This is a genomic window from Anabaenopsis elenkinii CCIBt3563, assembly GCF_015245355.1.
GTDB lineage: Bacteria > Cyanobacteriota > Cyanobacteriia > Cyanobacteriales > Nostocaceae > Anabaenopsis > Anabaenopsis elenkinii.
In genome coordinates this window covers 3,253,887-3,273,039 of the sequence record NZ_CP063311.1, presented here as the reverse complement: position 1 = coordinate 3,273,039, position 19,153 = coordinate 3,253,887, and the positions used below count along the sequence as shown (strand labels likewise).

Genomic DNA, 19,153 nt, shown 5'->3' with positions numbered 1-19,153 from the left:
CCCCTGCAGATCATGCGGGGGATTGTTGCTGCATGGGAATATGTAAAACTTCTAGACAGGAGTACATTCTGCTGTGATTAAGGCAATACATACTCAAGTTAAAGGGAGAGCTAGATACAAGGTTGATCAACTGTACGGTTCGCCATTACTGCAAAAATATTTAGAGCGATCGCTGGGTAATCACCCAGAAATAACTTATGTTTGTGCCAATTCATTTACAAGTAATATTCTGGTTATCTTCACCAATAAATATAGCTATCATACTATAGGGTTACTGATTGAGGAAACCTTAAAAAATTATCACCCCAAATCTAGTTTAAATAACGCTGAATTAGTTATTAATCATGCCCAAGAACAAAAAAGTGATCATTGGCATTTAATGACAGCAGAACAAGTCATAGATACATTAAATTCTGCTCAAATATCAGGCTTATCTAGTGAGTCGGCTCTAGGGAATCTCACTAAATATGGGCAAAATATTTTAACTGCAATCCCCACCCATTCCCCTGGGAAGATTTTAATTGACCAGTTTAAATCTCTGCCAGTGGCTTTACTAGTGGCGGCGGCGGGAATTGCCATGATTACCGGAGGTATCATAGATGCTGCGGTAATTATGGGTGTTGTGGGTCTAAATGCCTTCATTGGATACACCACAGAAAGCCAATCAGCAAAAATTATTCAATCTCTCCAAAATCAAGAACAAATATTAACTTGGGTAATTAGAGATAGCCAGCAGATGGAAATCCCCACAGAAAAACTGGTGATAGGAGACATTTTATTACTTAAATCTGGTAGTTATATCCCCGCAGATGCCAGACTGATAGAAGCTGATAACTTGATTGTTGACGAATCTCCCCTGACCGGGGAAAGCATCCCCATCACTAAAACTATTACACCTGTGTTTGGTGAAAATATACCTTTAGCAGATCGCTCCAACATGGTCTATCAAGGAACTTTTGTCACTGGTGGTCAAGGATTGGCTGTGGTTGTAGCTACGGGTAGATTTACAGAAATGGGTAAAATCCAACAACTGGTGAATCAGGCCACAGCTACAGATACTCCCCTAGAAAAACAACTAGACCAGGTGGGAAATCAACTGGTTTTATTAGGTATGGGAATTTGTAGTTTTGTCTTTGGTTTGGGAGTGCTGCGGGGATATGGTTTATTAACAATGATGCAATCATCTATATCCCTCGCCGTGGCGGCAGTTCCCGAAGGTTTACCAACAATTGCTACCACAACCCTAGCTTTAGGTATCCGTGAGATGAGGAAGAATAATGTCCTGGTGCGCAGTCTCAAGGCGGTGGAGGCTTTAGGCTCTGTACAAACAATTTGCTTGGATAAAACCGGGACAATTACAGAAAATCAAATGTTGGTAGTGGAAATACGTACAACCACTCAACAAATCACTATCGCTGAAGAAAGTCTTAACCCCTACAGCAATGATGAACTATTAAAGCTGATTCATATATCTGTGTTGTGCAACCAAAGTGAAGTGACTCAACAGGATAATGGTGAGTATGGGGTTACAGGTTCGCCCACGGAAAATGCTTTGATTTACTTGGCAATTAGGGCGGGAGTGGATGTGATCGAACTCCGACAAAAGTATGAACTGTTAGAAACTAATCTGCGCAGTGAAAACCGTAATGTCATGAGTACAATTCATCGCCTTGACAATGATCACAAGTTGATTGCAGTCAAAGGTAACCCCGAGGAAATGATTAACTTATGTCAATGGTGGATGAAAAATGGCCAAGTTGTGCCTTTAACTCCAGAAGATAGGCGGGGGATGGAAATGGAAAACCACCGCTTGGCTGCAAAGGCTCTGCGAGTGTTGGGGGTAGCCTATGGCTATGTTGATCATGACCATTGCGATAACTATGAAAACAACCTGATTTGGTTGGGGTTGGTGGGGATGACAGACCCGATTAGAATGGGTGTAAAACAATTAATTGGGGATTTTCATCAGGCTGGAATTGAGACGGTGATGATTACCGGCGATCAAAGTTCCACCGCCTATGCGATCGCTCAGGAATTAGAATTAAGTCCAGATTCCCAATTAGAGATTCTGGATGCTAGCCACCTTGAGAGTCTGACTCTTGAGGAATTAACAGCAGTCAGCGATCAAGTTAAGGTTTTTGCCCGGATCAGTCCCAGTAGTAAACTGCAAATTGTCCAAGCCTTGCAAGCAGGGGGTAAAGTAGTAGCCATGACCGGGGATGGTATCAATGATGCACCAGCGCTCAAGGCGGCGCAAGTTGGTGTGGCCATGGGTCAGGGAGGAACTGATGTCGCCCGTGAAGTAGCAGATATTGTTTTGGAAGATGACAGACTAGAAACTATGATCATTGCTGTCAGTCGGGGGCGGACTATCTATAATAACATTAGAAAATCCGTGCATTTCCTCCTCTCCACCAATCTCAGCGAAATCATGGTGATGACCACCGCTACAGCTGCTGGTTTAGGTGAACCCTTGAGTGCTATTCAACTGCTATGGCTGAATTTAATTAGTGATATTTTCCCCGGTTTGTCCCTGGCCATGGAAGCACCAGAACCTGACGTATTGAGTCAACCGCCGCGGAATCCTCATGAACCAATTATCAAAAATTCTGACTTGGGCAGAATTGTCTTTGAGTCAACAACAATATCTGTAAGTACTTTAGCAGCATATATTTATGCCATCCTCAGATATGGTATGGGAACCAGGGCTAGTACTGTGGCCTGTATGACCCTAACAACCGCACAACTACTACATACTATTAGCTGCCGTTCGGAAAACCACAGCATATTTAGTCGAGAGCAATTACCTAATAATAATTACTTGAATGCTGCTATTACAGGTTCTTTTATCATACAACTATTGGCTTTAGCTATGCCACCGCTCAGGAAGCTTTTAAGGATTACCCCTATTAGTTTTGTCGATGGTGCTGTGACCGTCGGTGCTGCTTTATTGCCTTTCCTCGTCAACGAAAGTACAAAGGTTATGGATCAAATTCCCAAATTAAATTAATTTGATTAATCAAATTAATTGAAATTTCATCTCAATTAAATTCTGAAATCTCTCTTCCGATAGATTCCGAAAAACTGGGTGTTCAAGTTTACATCTTCTTGAATAAAAAGCATATTATAGTTAGTTAGGGATAATTTTTTTATGATCATATATTGCACCTAGATGTTATATTATAACGGTTATAAACATTTTGATCAAACTAGGTGGGAATTATTTGTTTAGTCAACAAGACTCAAAAAAACAGGTGTGTAGTTGACCCAGCGCGCCTAAAAACTGAGAAGACTAAGTAGGTTTGAGAGCTACCAAATTGTCCTGATGACAAGGGCGCACCCAAGAACTTATTGGGATAATTTACCTCTTGTTACATACTTCGGTTTTTCCCAGTGGTTTTACTTGGTAAATATTTGGGTTTTAAACAATGGGGTTCACTCATATCAAGGCCTACTACCATTGTGAACAGGTTTTTTGTCACATTCTAATACCTAGGATAAAAACCGAACAATTGAGGCATTTGTGAGAAATATTTCCCAAAATATGTGGAATTTCTATATTTAGTCACCCAGAGATATAGCAATTATTAAGACTTTCATGGTGATAATTAAGTATATGTATCTCCAGCAGAGAGTTGATTGATTACTCCCAATTTACCATGAGTGAAATCAAGGAACTGAATAAAACTGATAATTGGAGACACACGGATCACATTTCATTTGCTTGAATAGCTATATTGATAGGAATAAAATTCACCGTTCTGGATTATGCCTAGTAAGTTCATTGATGTTAGAGAGTATACTGTCAGAGCGCATAAAAGACAGATTCATACTCGTGTTTTCCACTTTGTCTGTAAGCAATGCAACCAAACTACACAAAGGGAAACCTTTGGACCTCGCCCATTATATTGCGAACAATGTCGGCCACCACAACCACCCAAAAAATCTTATCAGTCATCTCAAAAAGCAAAACCCAGAGCAATGACTTACAAAAGTGATGTCGATTTAGGATAATTTGAAATTTTATGAAAAATAGAGTAGTATCAGCACCCCCTGATGTTTTTCTCTCGCCATTGTTAGAATTACGAGAATACTATGGGCGCCTGGTTAAAGAGTATGAAAGCTTATACACCCAAGCGCAGCAGCAGCTACATCATGTAGATGCTTTGTTATCTAATTGGTCTTCTAGGTCAGATGCTCAGGATGTGGGAAAAGTGGAAATGCTTCCAGAGGTTTCTTACCCACATCCGAGAGATTCACTGTTATCTATACCTGATAAAACTCTCAAGTCTACCCAGTCTGAACTTGAAGAGTCAGACAATTTAGATGGGAACAATACACAGATGACAGAGTTTTCTGGGTCACCAACATCTGTGGAAATTCAGGATCAATCAATGAAAGTCCCAGACATACCGCTTGTACCTGAGTATCAATCTCAAAGTCGCATGGAAGCTATTAAAAGTCTTCTGGAGAAACATATTGGTACTGTCTGTCATATAGACTTTATTGTGCGATCGCTTTATGGAAATTTAGCATCACCCATCTTTAAAGTCGTTAAAGCCAGAGTGCAGTCCTCACTGGCACAGGGAAAAGAAAGGGGTGTCTGGTCAGTCGTTCCTGACGAACCTGGTTGCTACACTCTGAAATTAAGTTTAGTTAAGTCCAACAGGACTAAACGTTTCTCTCCAAATGGGAAAGATCAACAAAAGAAACCGCAGATTATCTCTCAAACAAATACTATCCCCATGGTGAAAGAATTTGAAGGGAGATTTTTGATTGATGCTCTGTCAGACTTCTTAGAAAAACATTCAGGGAGGGTTTTCAGTGTGGCGGAAATCATCAATGGTATTTATGGTGAACTAGATCAGCAACAAGTGCGAGAAGTTAAAAGTAAAGTTCTCAATGAACTATCACGGGGTTATCGCATAGGGCGATTTTCTCGAGTACCCGACAAAATTGGAGTATATACTTGGGACTCAAAGTTGATGCTAGCGACTAGTCGAGGGAGATGAAAAATCAAATAGTTGGTTTTTCCCAATTGAGACATCTGTGACCCACAATCTAGGGACAATTAATCAATTGTCCCTACAAAGATAATTAATCCCCTAAAATAATATATTTTTTGGAGTCAAAACTAATTAAACCCTGTTGTTGTAACTTTCCCATCAATCTGGTAATTGTGACTCTGGTAGTACAACAAGCACTAGCGATCTCTTCATGAGTTAATCGCACAGGTAAGCGAGTCCCTTGTGGTACAGGCTCACCTATTTCCTGTTTCAAAAGTTGCAACAGATGATATAGTCTTTCTTCCACCCGACGCTTACCAGCAATCACTAAAAAAGACTCTGTTTGTTGTAAGCGTTGGTTAAATTTTGGTAACAGCAGATGACTCAGGTTTGGGTTAGCTGCTATTTCTGCTACATAAATTGAGCTTAATTCCACATTAGACAGGGCTATGGCTTGATAAATGGGTAGAGAGGTCATGTGAGAGCCAAAAACCATGTCTTTGATGGCTAATCCTATGAATATTTCTTCCCCAGTTTCGCAAAAAGTATTGAGCTTTACTAAGCCCCGGCGTACATACCAAACAACTAAAGGATTCAGGGGAATAGTTTCTCCTTTAAGATATTTATATACAGTGCGATGATGAATCAAATCACAGTCACAATTTAGCGCTTCTGTTTTCTGTTTCTCACCTTGAGTTATATTGCGCAGTAACCAAAACAGAAAGTTTACTTTACCCTCTGGGTTGGTGACTGCTGACACTTTTAAAGCCGCGTCAAAATACTCCCCTTGACGTTGTTGTAAGCGGAGTATAAACTCTGCGACTCTGGCGGAATGGTATAGCTGGCGGATTTCACAGCCAAATATCTGTCTTTCTTCTGGGGGGAGAAAATTAACTATGGCTTGACCTACTAGTAATGGCTTGGAAATGTTGAGTAATTTAGCCGCGGCCAGATTCGCTTTTTCAATCACCCCCGCAGTATTAGTGACTAAATAAGCTTCTGGTGCAAAGTCGAATAAATCTTGATAGCCTTGGCGTTCAGCTTCTAGACTTTTGTTTGTTTGGATGATCTTCTCATGTTCTTGATACAGTTCCTCTGCTGCTAACCGCACTATTTTGGAGGTACTATATATTTCTTTAACAGCTTGGGGTAGCATTTCAGGCGGAATCCAAGGTAATACGCTAGCTGTTTGGTATAAATCTGCTAAACAACTATCTAATGCTTGTGCGCTTTGAATGAACTCTTCTATATTCACCTTCAATTCTCGCTACTTACTTGCAGAGGTTGATCAAAAAAGTCTCCCATAGTAATGCTGGTATAAATTCCGCCACTTTTCCAGATGCTCAATTGTGAAAGTAGGTGGGAATCAGGGCAATTATTGCCCATGGCTTTGCTGAATATGTATGTAAGTGTATTTGCAGGCTATACTATTTCTTTAACTTTTTCAATCTCAGACACAATCAGTATCTCATAAAGTGACAAAATAAAATATTAAAATATCCTCCGTGTTATTAACTATTTTTTGATCATATCTTCAAGGTTTTATAGTAAGGAGGATTGATGATTTATTCAGATAGTTTGATGGTGTTCCAACTTTATAGTTGTTTACCAGAAGTAACTTCTATCTTTAGTTAGGGGTTCCCATATATGTCTAATTACCAACCATGATCTTACTGCTATTCCACCGTTAAATTAGGGCAATTTTTCATAACTAATCCCTCCAGACCCAGAAATATACAAGGCGGACTTGATATCAATGGCTAAGAAATATTTTTTACCTACACTCCCAGATCATTGAGACTGAATGTTATGATATGTACTGTCAATTTTTCTAGGATATTCCTGGGTAATACCAAATCAGGCTGACAGGTATGGATAATAATGAGTTAAAGTTTCTGTTAAAATTGCTTGGATGTATAAATTATCGAGCCAGCCTGAGTGGTAGTGCTTTTAAAGGTAGTAAGCGAATTTGCCAGACTTTAGGCGATCGCGAGCTAGTAGACTATTCTCGTGAGATTGCTAGCGTTAAAATTCTCCCCCCTGGTCAAGCACTGCTCAAACTCGATTTAACTCAAGTTCCCATTCCACCCAAAGAACTCAAGGTACTACAGAAGATTGCTCAAACATCCGGTAAAATCGCCCCCAGTAAAATCACCTCACTCAAAGCTGCTGAACGAGACACGGTAATCAAAGCCCTCAATGAGCGGGGTTTGATTGCAATTGAACTCAAAATCAAAACAACAAAATCTCAAGTGTGGCTAACTGAAAGAGGAATTGAGTTTTTGCGGGATGAATACACCCCCACAGGAACAGCAAATATTAGCCTAGACTTACTCAATAATTACCTCCGGTTTTTGCGCAAGCATTTACGCGGTAACGTAGCTGTAGCGGAAATTACTACTGCAAAAACAACTCTTAATTTTAGTGATGAAGATATTTTACAGATTATTCAACAGTTAGATAAAGAACTAGGTACAAGGAATTACTTACCAATTTTTCACTTACGTCAGAAGTTACAACCCCCCCTGTCACGAGATGAACTAGACCAGGCGCTGTATCGTTTGCAAAAAACTGACAAAATTGAATTGAGTTCATTGTTAGATCCTACACCCTACACTATAGAACTTAATGCAGGTATTCCCCAAAACGTTGGTGGTCCATTGTTCTTTATAATTGTGAACGACCAATAGATACATTAGTTTATCAATCCAGTTCGCTCCCTCACCTGAATCAATTATGGCATCTATCAACGACATTATTAAACGCGAAGTTAACCCCTTTGACTTAGTAAACTTGAGGACGGGTAATTTTTGGGGTCAAAATCAAGACTCAAACTCTATGGTTGAGTCAATCCATCAAGAGGTAATCACAGAAACTGAAAACCTGCTGAATTTAGTAGTTAAAGATAATATTAGTCGGACAATTTTACTTATAGGTGATTCTGGTTCCGGTAAAAGCTATCTTTTAGGTAGAGTCAAACGTCAACTCAACCCAAAGGCTTTTTTTGCTTATATAACTCCCTGGGTAGATGATAATTATATTTGGCGTCATATCTTACGAGCTACCGTTGACAGTTTGATTCAGGTACCAGATGGACAGCAAGAATCTCAACTAATTCTGTGGCTGAAAAATTTATCAGCCTTCACTCAAGGAAACTTAAAAAATAAACCATTTAATGATAGTATTTGGCAATTATTGCTAAATGATCGTCAAAAATTTATTAAACAACTTAAAAGAAACTATCAAACTGCTGGTATTTACAACCCAGATAATTATTTTGGAGTTCTACATGATCTCACCGATCCAGAACTTTATCCCCTCGCTTGCGAGTGGTTAAGAGGTGATGATTTAAGTGAAGAATCAATGCAGGCTTTAAGAGTTAAGCAATGTATTGACACAGAAGATGCAGCCAAGCAGATTTTGGCTAACTTTGGTAAAATATCCACCGCTACTCAGCCCATTGTTTTATGTTTTGATCAGGTAGAAAGTATACCCAATTTCTTATCTAACCCGCAAACCATATTTAGGGTAAATACTACTATTCATAATGAAAATATCCACAATTTTCTCATAATAATTACCTTAGTGTTAGATCCTTGGAGGCAAACGCGGGATCATATTCCCCAATCTGACCAAGCGAGAATCGATAGAGAAATATTCCTAAAACAGATTGACCTCAAACAAGCGGAAGCACTGTGGTACTATCAGTTACAAACAATATATCAACAAGCTCAACCCAAGCCGGAATCACCTATTTTTCCCTTAAATATTCAATTATTAGAGAAAAATTTCCCCGGCGGTAAAACTAATCCCAGAAATGCGTTAATGTTGGGAAGGTCAGAGTACCAAAAATATAAAGTTTCCCTTTTGAATATTGGACAAACTATCTTAATTGACTTACTACAACAGCCACAAAAACAGCCCATAAATTTTAAAGTCAGAAAGAATGATTTTTCTGGGAGCTTCGATTCTGAGGAGAAAGATCGGGCAGAATTTCAATTATTATGGCAACAAGAATATAAAAAGTATCAAGGAAAATTGAGTAAAATTTCCTTATTGTCATCTCCTGAGTTAGTGCGGATGCTACAAGAAGCATTAGAAGCATTACAATTGCAGTCCGTAAAATCTAAAATGATTGCAGGTAAATATGCGAGCTATTCCTTGAGTTATCAACATCGTGGTAGTAGAGAAAAAATAGGTGTTGTATGGACAGAAGATTCTAACATGATGAATTTCTTCCATGTAATGAACGCCTGTCATAAAGCAGTTCAGCAAAATCTATGTCAAAAACTTGTCCTAATTAGAATTAGTAATGTAGGAAAACCACAACTCAAATGCTATCAAACCTATAGCCAGATTTTTAACAGTACTCAACATATTCACATTAAACCGACTCTTCAATCAGTGCACTACTTAGCTACTTACCATTCCTTAGTTAATTCTGCACTTTCCCAAGAATTATTTATTGGAAATAAAAACATTAATTTACAGACATTACAAAGCTTTATCCGTGAGTGTAAAGTCTTGCAGAAATGTGTTTTACTACAAGATTTAGGGATTATTACCAACCCTCAACCTAATGATGATAGCAACTTTAATAGAAATGCTAAACAAGATTTAAGGCCTATCAAAGAGTTTTTATTCAATGTCATCACAACCCAGGGTTTGATGGGTGTCCCTATCCTAATTTCCCAAGCAGCAAGTCAGTTTCCCAATGTCAAAGAAACTGAAACCCACCTATTAATTGATTTATTATGTCAGGAAAAGAAAGTAAAAATTGTTAACCCCCATGATGAAGTGAAAAAACAATTGATTTGTTTACTTAATTAAAGTTAATGCAGTACCTCACAGATCCAGGCGAAATTAAATACGTAATATCTGAATTAGCATCTGCAAAAGTCCTATGGGTAGATACAGAAATTGCAGATTGGTACACTGAAAATCCCCGATTATCCCTAATTCAGGTGTTAGCTGACTCTAGAGATTTAACAGGGGTATCTGCTTATATTCTGGATGTATTAGATCAAGATCATTTAGCCACAGAGTTTATTAATAAAATCATGGTTAATTCTAGTATTGAAAAGGTTTTTCACAATGCTAGTTTTGACCTAAAGTATTTAGGCGGAGAACTAGCAACTAATGTTACCTGTACCCTAAAAATAGCCAGAAAAATTACCCGTGAACGTTTGCAAGTTTCTAATTTAAAACTCAAAACCTTAGCATCAGAACTTTGTCACTTTATCAATGTAGATGCGGAATCAGGAGCAAGCAACTGGCGAACACGTCCCCTGAGCCAAAAGCAATTACAATATGCAGCTATGGATACAGTTTATTTGGCTGCTGTACATCGGAGTTTACTAGATATGGAAAATAATATTTCAGAACCGGTAAGAGAAAGACCTTCTCACCCCTCCTTAAATCCTACTAAGGTGAGAATCGCTTTTGAATGTCCGCGGCTTTTTTATTTAAATCATAAATTTGGCGACTCAGCAATATTTTTACCCGCTGATACTCCTAGGGGTATTGGTAACCACTTTCATCAATTAGCAGATGAGTTGATCAAACTAGCTTTAGTAGAACCTGAATTTCAGACTTTATTCCAAGCGGAGGCGGAAAGTTTGAATATAGAGGAAGTTTCCTCTCAAATGCAAGGAATATTTTATAAATTAATATTTTACCCATACTTAGAAAGAGTAATCCAAAAATCCCCTGATACAGTAGTAATTTTATTAAAAGTTTGGGAGGGCTTACAGGGACTGATTAAACGCTTTGCACAGTTGTTAATCACTAATCGTAGTTATTGCGATGCAGAAAGTTTAATTAGTCAGACTTTCATATCTGGAGAATCCAGCCTTGAGCATTACTTTACTTTACCTGATGGCAGACAGCAACGGGTGAGGGGGGAATTTGATTGCTTAGTTTTTAACTTGGCTAAAAAACGTTTGTGTGTGGTAGAATTTAAAACCTATCAGCCTGTAGACCCATCGGCGCAATTAGCCCAGGTTTCACTTTATAGTTATATGCTATGGCAAACTAAAAAGGTGGCTGTGGATGCATCGGTTTATTGTGTTTTACCGGAGTTTAAAGAATATCAATATTCTTGGGAACAGCTAGAAAGTACAATACATCAACTGATTCCCTACAAATTATTACAGATGCAGCAATGGTTGAGTTGGGAACCACCCCAACCCGATGGGCCACCTGTAACAACTCAGGTTCATTTGTGTGAAATTTGCCCCCAGCAGCAAAAGTGTGGGACTTTTTTTACTGTAGCTCCTGAAAACAGGGACAATCAAGTTACTCAAGATCATACTTGGGAAAATAGTGGGACTTTTTTGACTGTAGCTCCTGAAAACAGGGACAATCAAGTTACTGAAGATCATACTTGGGAAAATAGTGGGACTTTTTTGACTGTAGCTCCTGAAAACAGGGACAATCAAGTTACTGAAGATCATACTTGGGAAAATAATAGAGGAGAGTCTGTAAATGCTGATGCTATTGGGGAAGATTTAGTTAACACTCTGCAATCTTTTAAAGTACCTGTTGAGTACCAGGGGTCTGCTATTGGGCCAGCTTTTATCAGGGTGAAGCTTAAACCTGATTTGGGTGTAAAAGTCAATGCCATTATGAGATTATCGGCAGATTTACAAGTACACTTGGGTTTAGAACGACCGCCTTTGATTGCTCCCCAAGCTGGTTATATCAGCATTGATTTACCACGTCCACAGCGTCAAGTTGCTAGATTTGAAACATATATTCAACAGCAATTTTTACCACCCACAGCACCGATAAAAATCGCTATGGGGGTGAGTATAGATGGAGATTTGATAGAGGCTGATTTATCCGATGCGAATACTTGTCACTTTTTGGTAGGTGGTACTACTGGGAGCGGTAAAAGTGAGTTTTTGCGATCGCTTCTCCTGAGTCTACTATATCATCATTCTCCCCAACATCTGAAAATTGCACTAGTTGACCCCAAAAGAGTCACATTCCCAGAATTTGAGCAGATCCCCTGGTTATATTCACCCGTGGTCAAAGACAGCGATCGCGCTGTAGAACTCATGGAAGAATTAGTTACAGAAATGGAATCTCGTTACCACAAATTGGAGAACGCCAGATGTCCTGATGTGATCACCTATAATCAAAATTCTCCTCAACCTTTACCCCCTATTGTCTGCATCTTTGATGAATATGCCGACTTTATGGCAGAAAAAGCAGTCCGTAAAGTATTAGAATTCAGTATAAAACGTTTGGGAGCAATGGCTAGAGCCGCAGGTATACATCTAATTATAGCCACACAACGCCCAGAAGCGGGTATTGTTACCCCCATTATCCGTTCTAACTTACCGGGAAGAATCGCCCTACGAACTGCTAGCGAAGGTGACTCAAAAATTGTCTTGGGAGGTACAGAAACATCCGCTGCTTACCTGTTGGGTAAAGGTGATTTACTTTACCAGATAGGGGCAAAAATCCAGCGACTACAGAGCTTGTATGCTCAAAAGATTCACATACCCAGATTTGCAGCTGTAAAATAAGTTCCCAAAAATATGCCAAAAATATTAACTTTATACAAGTTTTAATTATTGAGTAACAGTGTACCCTACCTAAATACGGGAACGCATCATCAGAGGAATTTACCAATGGGATACATTATAGCTACTGCAAATATGAAAGGCGGCGTAGGTAAAACCACCCTTACAGTCAACATCGCCACCTGTTTGGCTCAAAATCACCGTAAGCGGGTACTGGTCTTAGATTTAGACAGCCAAATCAGTGCTACACTGAGCATGATGTCTCCTTTAGACTTTGCTAAACTTCGCAAACACCGCAAAACATTTCGATATTTAATAGACCAAATTATCAATCCTGAACCAGAAGCAAAACTGACAATTCATGATATTATCCAAGCTCAGGTTTGTAATCTTCCTGGACTAGATTTATTACCCGGAGATATTGACTTATATGATGAGTTTGTTGTATCGGAAATGCTGCACCAACAAGCAACAGCTTTAGGTGAACAAGATTTTGAAACTGTATGGAATCGCTTTGAAAGAGTCCTGATCAATAATATTTTAAAACCAGTGCGTGAGGAGTATGATTTCATCCTTTTAGATTGTGCGCCGGGCTATAATTTATTAACCCGGAGTGCTTTAGCTGCGAGTGACTTTTACATTCTCCCCGCTAAACCGGAACCCTTATCTGTGGTTGGTATCCAGCTATTAGAAAGACGCATCGGTCAATTAAAAGACAGTCACGCACAAGAGGCGAAAATAAATATCAAAATGCTAGGAATTGTCTTTACAATGGCGAGTTCTAATCTTCTCAATGCTAGATATTATCGACAAGTAATGCACCGCGTCATTGAAGACTTTGGTGTAGAACAAATTTGTAAAGCCCAAATACCAGTTGATATGAATGTCGCCAAAGCTGTGGATAGTTTTCAACCTGTAGTTTTAAATGCGCCTCAGTCATCAGGTTCCAAAGCATTTAATCAATTGACTCAGGAATTATTACAGAAGTTATAACGGGGTTCCATGGGTTTTACCCCACCCTCAAACATCCTCTGAGGGTGGGGGGTGAGATTCTGTATTTAATTAAAACTCTCCTGCTAAAGCTGGGATACAACGCTCACACAGTAGGGGGTGTTCTGCTGATTCTCCTACATGGGTAGAATAATTCCAACAGCGATCGCATTTTTTCCCCTCTGCATCCACTACCCCAATTCCCCATTGATCAGACTGCAAATTGTATTTTAAATCTGCTAATGCTTCTGGAGTCTCTAATAGTTCCACTTGGGAAGTAATAAACAGATAGCGCAGTTCATCAATACCATTACCATTGTCAGAATCCAGTTTTTTCACCAGGGAACGTAATTGATCATCCTTAACGTAAAGCAAAACCTTTGCTTCTAGGGAGGAACCAATCATTTTTTCTACCCTAGCTTGTTCTAACACCTTATTAACATCATTGCGAACTTGGCGTAATTCTTGCCAAAATTCCGCTAAATCAGGATTTAACCATTTTTCATCTACCTGTACCCAGCCAGATTGAAATACTGACTTATAGGGTATATGGTAGGGGATAAATTGCCAGATATCCTCAGCCGTATGACATAAAACCGGAGCGATCGCCCGTGCTAAATTCTCCAAAGCAATTTGCAACACCGTTTGACAACTGCGACGGCGCAAAGAATTCGGCGCACTGATGTATAACCTATCCTTAGCAACATCTAAATAGAAATTGGATAAATCCACCACACAGAAATTCTGCACAGTTTGGAAAAAGCGGAAGAATTGGAAACTCTCAAAAGCTGTGGTCACTTCTGTAAACACCTCAGTCATCCGGTGTAACATATAGCGGTCAATTTCTGGTAAATCTTCCAGAGGTACTGCGTCCTTTTCCGGGTCAAAATCATGTAAGCTACCCAACAAAAACCGCGCTGTATTGCGAATTTTGTTCCTCACATCAGCCAATTGCTTAATGATATTACCACCCAGACGCACATCAGCAGAATAGTCAACCGAAGACACCCACAAACGCAGTACATCAGCACCATAAGCAGGTTCCTTCTTCTGGTCTTTACCCCCATTGATCACAACTTGCGGGTCAACCACATTCCCCACCGACTTACTCATTTTTCGTCCTTGTTCATCCAAAACAAAGCCGTGAGTCAGTACAGTTTTATAAGGTGCAACACCATTTACAGCTACACTAGTCAACAAACTTGACTGGAACCAACCCCGGTGTTGGTCAGAACCTTCCAAATACATATCAGCAGGATAGCTTAACTCTGGACGTTGTTTAGCCACCGCCGCCCAAGAGGAACCAGAATCAAACCATACATCCATTGTATCAGTACCCTTGCGGTAAGACTTACCATTATGGCGGTAAGACTCCGGTAACAACTCCTCCACCGACATTTCCCACCAAGCATCAGAACCTTTTGCAGCGACAATACCTTGAACCTGCTTGATAGTTTCCTCATTCAGCAGTGCTTCCCCCGTTGCTTGATCATAGAACACCGGGATAGGGACACCCCAAGTCCGTTGACGGGAAATACACCAGTCAGAACGCTCCGCCACCATGGGCGTAATGCGATTTTCCCCTTGGGCTGGAACCCATTTTACACCAGCGATCGCCTTTAAAGCTGCTTCCCTAAAACCAGCTACCGAAGCGAACCATTGTTCAGTCGCCCGAAAAATTGTGGGTTTTTTTGTCCGCCAATCATAGGGATACTTGTGGGCGTAGGGTTCCTCCTTCAACAAAGAACCAGCAGCACTCAAAGCATCAATTACCGCCTGATTTCCCTCACCCAAAACATTTAACCCAGCGAAAGCACCCGCCTCCTGAGTAAAATTACCATGATCATCCACCGGAGCCAGAATCGGTAAACCATAACGCTGACCCACAATATAGTCCTCTTGACCATGACCCGGAGCAGTATGTACCAACCCAGTACCCGACTCAGTAGTAATATAATCACCACCCACCACCACGGGACTTTCCCGCTCAAACAGAGGATGACGATAAGTAGTATGTTCTAAAATCTGCCCCTTAAAAGTAGCCCTCACAGCCAAGTCAACAGCCAAAATAGCAGACAAACGCTCTACCAAATCAGCTGCTACAATCAAAAACTCTCTGTGCGACGGTGGGTCTGTTGGTGAAACCTCCACCACAGCATAACTCAAATCACCATTTACCGCCACAGCTAAATTCCCCGGAATAGTCCAAGGGGTTGTAGTCCAAACAGCCACAGACAAATGAGGTAAAAATTCACCCAAAACAGGTTTAGCCGCATCAGACAGACCTGTTACCGGAAAAGTCGCATAGATACTGCGGGAAACATGACCCTCCGGATATTCCAACTCCGCCTCAGCTAGAGCAGTTTTAGAACTAGGGCTCCAGTGAACCGGTTTTAAACCACGATAGATGTATCCTTTTAACACCATATCGCCGAACACCCCAATTTGTGCCGCCTCATATTCCGGCTTCAAAGTCAGATAAGGATGTTCCCAGTTACCCCACACACCGTACCGTTTAAAACATTCCCGTTGGTCATCTACCGTAGCTAAAGCAAACTCTTTCGCCTTTTGTCGCAGTGTCAAAGGTGTTAAACTTTGCCGTTCTGCTGACTTCATATTCTGCAGAACTTTCAACTCAATAGGAAGACCGTGACAATCCCATCCAGGTACGTATCTAACCTTACGTCCTCTCAGTAATTGGTAGCGGTTAATAATATCTTTGAGAATTTTATTTAAGGCATGACCAATATGCAATGAGCCATTGGCGTAGGGAGGCCCATCATGGAGTATAAATAATTCGCCGGGGTTTTCCTGGGACAGGCGATCGTAAATCTGATTTTCCGCCCAGAATTTTTGAATTTCGGGTTCCCGCTTCATGGCGTTAGCCCGCATCTCAAATTGAGTCTTGGGTAAGTTTACCGTATCTTTGTAGCTTCCAGGTTCTGTCACAGTCTCATGCCTAAGATTATATATGCAAGTTATCCCATCAATTATAGAAGATGGGCATGGATACCGAGAAATCACCTTGACAATTGGTTCTCAAAATGAGAACCTAAATTAAATGAGACAAAAAACATCTACTTTGATATAAACCGGCAAAATGCACCTAATCAGCATTCGCAACTTACGAGCTGATACTAGTAAATACCCAGATGCAGTAGAACCTATTAACTCTTGGTATCAAGTTGTGAAATCTGCATCATGGCACAAGTTAAATGAAGTTAGACAAGTTTACCCCACAGCAGATGTAGTCAGCAATTTTACAGTATTCAATATTAAAGGTAATACCTATCGCCTCATTGTGAGTATTGATTATGAAATTCAAACAGTTTATTACAAATATTTTTTAACCCACGCTGAATATAATAAAGATAAATGGAAAAATGACCCTTTGTTTTGAGAACTAGATATAATTATTATATAATATAATATTCAATTGATAACTGTTAACTTTCATACTTACTTTTGTGGATTGAAGTAAGCCATGATACGGGTCGCCGCCGATAACGGGCGAAAATCCTCCTAATGTTGGGTCGCCGCCAAACGGGCGAAAAGGAATATGACGAATTCTTTTAACAGAATCACTTACAGTCAACTTCTACTAGAGTATCAACCTCAAGTTATCACCACAGAAAAAGAATGCGATCGCGCTTTAAAAACAGTTGAGCAATTAATGGCCTGTAAACAACGTACACCAGAGCAAACTGCTATACTAGAGCTTTTAGTGACTCTTATTGAAGAATTTGAAAACAAGGAGTATCCCATTGAAGCATCGTCCCCTTGTGCAATTCTGAAGCACTTAATGGATGTTCAGGGAATTAAACAATCTGACTTAGTAGGAATTATTGGCTCGAAAGGAGTTGTTTGCGAAGTTGTCAATGGTAAAAGAGCAATTAGTAAAGGTCAAGCCAAAGCTTTAGGAGAATTTTTTAATGTTTCTCCAGCATTGTTTATCTAGCAGTATAACTAGGTGGGTTTGACACTCCTTCTATACAACCATTGCTGTTTGAACTTGGTCGTCCTCTAGATGAATTAGAACAAATGCTCCTAGATCAATTTGCAGGACAAACAATCACAATGATAGAAATTTATCTACAGCATAATGTAGGTAAAGCCTACATTAAGAAGAATTACAAATCCGCTCTGAAAAATCTTGAATTCCAAGGGAAAATCACAGCAGAACCACCTGCTAATCAAAGACCAACGAACAAAGGAGAAATTACCTTTGGAGATGCAGTTAGAGTTACCTTTCCACCTAAGCAGTAAGCCCTAAACTTTCTTTTTTAACTCTTAATTTCTGTGGAGATACACCCCATTGCTGATGGTGTTTTTGCCAAGCATTAGGCATTTCATCCCAGATTTTACCATCTAGTAACTTACCACCAGCTTTAGAAGTTCTTCCACCAACTTGCTTAAAGAAAAATGCTACTTCAGCTTTTTGACATTGGTCACGAATATCCTCAGCCCACTCAATTTTCATAGGACATTGCAATTAATGTTTGGTTTCGTTCCATTGCTTTGCAAAGCTGACGGGAACAACCCAACCTAAAAATATTGGAGGTTAGAAAATTTGCGATCGCTCAATGGCTGAATCCTAATATTTATACACTTTACTAAATCCAGAAATTGAAAAAACCCAACGCCATAACAGACAACGCTGGGTTTAATCCAAGTCAACCAGCTTGATTAGTCGGTGGTATTTGTTCTGCTGGCGCTTCCGCAGGGGGCGCAAGTGCTGCATCCGGTGCAATTTCCTCAGCAGGAAGCGATGGTTTTTCTTCCGTCTCAGGTTGTGCTGCAGCTACCATTTCCCCAGGTGGGGTATTTGGTGGAGTTGGTTCGGGGACTTCCTGGGTTGCAACTTTTTCTGCAGGTGGGGAAGCTGGTGTCACCGCAGTTTTATCAATAATCTCTACCAGAGGTTTCTGGGGTGGTGTAGAGTTAGTTGGCTCCATCTTAGGAGTTTCAGGGGTTTTCTGGGCGATCGCCTCTTGTCCCTTGTCTTGTGCGCCGCTAAATATCTTACTAATACTTTGTTGTACCTGAGCCAGCCTATCCGGGAGAGATAACTTAGTTATTTGCTCCTGAATCCCAGTTTTTATGGTTTCAGGACTGGGGACAGGGGTTTGTGCTGTTTGGGGGGTGACTTGGCGACGTAATGAAAAAGTTTGCCAACCAAACCAAACTAACAGAGAGACGCTAGCTATATGACCCAGTAATAAGCCTCCAGAAATGCGCGGAGCAAACACCCATAACACTAAACCATAGAAAAGTCCCACACCACTCCAGATAAAATCATTTTTACGGTGGATTTCCGGGAACAAGAAAGCTGTTATATAAATGGCTAAACTACCTAGTCCAACCACAAAAGCTAGAATATATGCCAGCATTTTTGGTTACTCCTTACTGCACTGCTTCATTAGGGGCTAGGAATTAGGGGGTAAGAGGGTGTTTACAGTTTCTGACTACCAGCCCTCAGTACCCAGTTCCTTAATTAGATATTTCAATTTTGCATTTTTTGCAACTTAATTGCTCATTTAGATACAAAATGCATGACAAAAGTTATCCTGACAGCCTTGGGCTTTTGAGCCAGGTGATCAAAGGGAGTTGCAAGGGTTAGCGGGG

General features: G+C 40.2%; 14 protein-coding genes. 10 read left to right on the top strand and 4 right to left on the bottom strand.

Annotated elements, in window-relative coordinates:
* Nucleotides 1-73 precede the first annotated feature (73 nt).
* The 3 genes from IM676_RS14250 to IM676_RS14245 all read left to right on the top strand — a co-directional run bounded on the left by IM676_RS14250 (nt 74) and on the right by IM676_RS14245 (nt 5,012).
* Nucleotides 74-3,010, top strand: coding sequence for a cation-translocating P-type ATPase (locus IM676_RS14250; protein WP_200987503.1), 2,937 nt, complete (start codon nt 74-76; stop codon nt 3,008-3,010).
* A gap of 758 nt (nt 3,011-3,768) precedes the next feature.
* Nucleotides 3,769-4,014, top strand: coding sequence for a hypothetical protein (locus IM676_RS19895; RefSeq protein WP_225880374.1), 246 nt, complete (start codon nt 3,769-3,771; stop codon nt 4,012-4,014).
* 11 nt (nt 4,015-4,025) lie between these two features.
* Complete coding sequence (locus tag IM676_RS14245; protein ID WP_200987502.1) at nt 4,026-5,012, top strand: hypothetical protein; 987 nt, start codon at nt 4,026-4,028, stop codon at nt 5,010-5,012.
* 85 nt (nt 5,013-5,097) lie between these two features.
* Here the strand turns inward: IM676_RS14245 and IM676_RS14240 are convergent, their stop codons facing one another.
* On the bottom strand, nt 5,098-6,261 hold the full coding sequence (locus tag IM676_RS14240; protein ID WP_200987501.1) for a helix-turn-helix domain-containing protein: 1,164 nt from the start codon (nt 6,259-6,261) through the stop codon (nt 5,098-5,100).
* A gap of 616 nt (nt 6,262-6,877) precedes the next feature.
* Here IM676_RS14240 and IM676_RS14235 point away from each other — a divergent pair.
* The 4 genes from IM676_RS14235 (at nt 6,878) to IM676_RS14220 (ending at nt 13,531) form a co-directional block, all read left to right on the top strand.
* The gene (locus tag IM676_RS14235; RefSeq protein WP_200987500.1) at nt 6,878-7,696 is read left to right on the top strand and encodes a transcription factor RcaD; all 819 of its coding nucleotides are present in this window, start codon (nt 6,878-6,880) and stop codon (nt 7,694-7,696) included.
* 46 nt (nt 7,697-7,742) lie between these two features.
* A complete protein-coding gene (locus IM676_RS14230) occupies nt 7,743-9,836 on the top strand; it encodes a P-loop NTPase family protein (protein ID WP_200987499.1) in 2,094 nt (697 codons plus the stop codon).
* Nucleotides 9,837-9,841: 5 nt separating this feature from the next.
* Nucleotides 9,842-12,541 carry a DNA translocase FtsK gene (locus tag IM676_RS14225; protein WP_200987498.1) on the top strand — a complete coding sequence of 900 codons (2,700 nt, stop codon included), beginning with the start codon at nt 9,842-9,844 and terminating at the stop codon, nt 12,539-12,541.
* A 105-nt stretch (nt 12,542-12,646) separates the two neighbouring features.
* A complete protein-coding gene (locus tag IM676_RS14220; protein ID WP_200987497.1) occupies nt 12,647-13,531 on the top strand; it encodes a ParA family protein in 885 nt (294 codons plus the stop codon).
* A 69-nt stretch (nt 13,532-13,600) separates the two neighbouring features.
* On the opposite strand, the gene ileS is transcribed toward IM676_RS14220, so the two are convergent.
* Entirely contained in the window at nt 13,601-16,477 is a 2,877-nt protein-coding gene (gene ileS, locus IM676_RS14215) for an isoleucine--tRNA ligase (protein ID WP_200987496.1), read from the bottom strand.
* A 151-nt stretch (nt 16,478-16,628) separates the two neighbouring features.
* Here ileS and IM676_RS14210 point away from each other — a divergent pair, with 151 nt between their 5' ends.
* The 3 genes from IM676_RS14210 to IM676_RS14200 all read left to right on the top strand — a co-directional run bounded on the left by IM676_RS14210 (nt 16,629) and on the right by IM676_RS14200 (nt 17,794).
* On the top strand, nt 16,629-16,928 hold the full coding sequence (locus IM676_RS14210; RefSeq protein ID WP_200987495.1) for a type II toxin-antitoxin system HigB family toxin: 300 nt from the start codon (nt 16,629-16,631) through the stop codon (nt 16,926-16,928).
* Between the two features lie 159 nt (nt 16,929-17,087).
* Entirely contained in the window at nt 17,088-17,486 is a 399-nt protein-coding gene (locus IM676_RS14205; RefSeq protein WP_200987494.1) for a helix-turn-helix domain-containing protein, read from the top strand.
* A 41-nt stretch (nt 17,487-17,527) separates the two neighbouring features.
* A complete protein-coding gene (locus IM676_RS14200) occupies nt 17,528-17,794 on the top strand; it encodes a hypothetical protein (RefSeq protein ID WP_225880373.1) in 267 nt (88 codons plus the stop codon).
* Here IM676_RS14200 and IM676_RS14195 read toward each other — a convergent pair.
* Nucleotides 17,784-18,008: a DUF5131 family protein gene (locus IM676_RS14195; protein ID WP_225880372.1), complete on the bottom strand. Its 225-nt coding sequence runs from the start codon at nt 18,006-18,008 to the stop codon at nt 17,784-17,786. The two genes, IM676_RS14200 and IM676_RS14195, sit on opposite strands and share 11 nt — an antisense overlap.
* A 193-nt stretch (nt 18,009-18,201) precedes the next feature.
* Nucleotides 18,202-18,918: a Ycf66 family protein gene (locus tag IM676_RS14190; protein WP_200987493.1), complete on the bottom strand. Its 717-nt coding sequence runs from the start codon at nt 18,916-18,918 to the stop codon at nt 18,202-18,204.
* Nucleotides 18,919-19,153 lie beyond the last annotated feature (235 nt).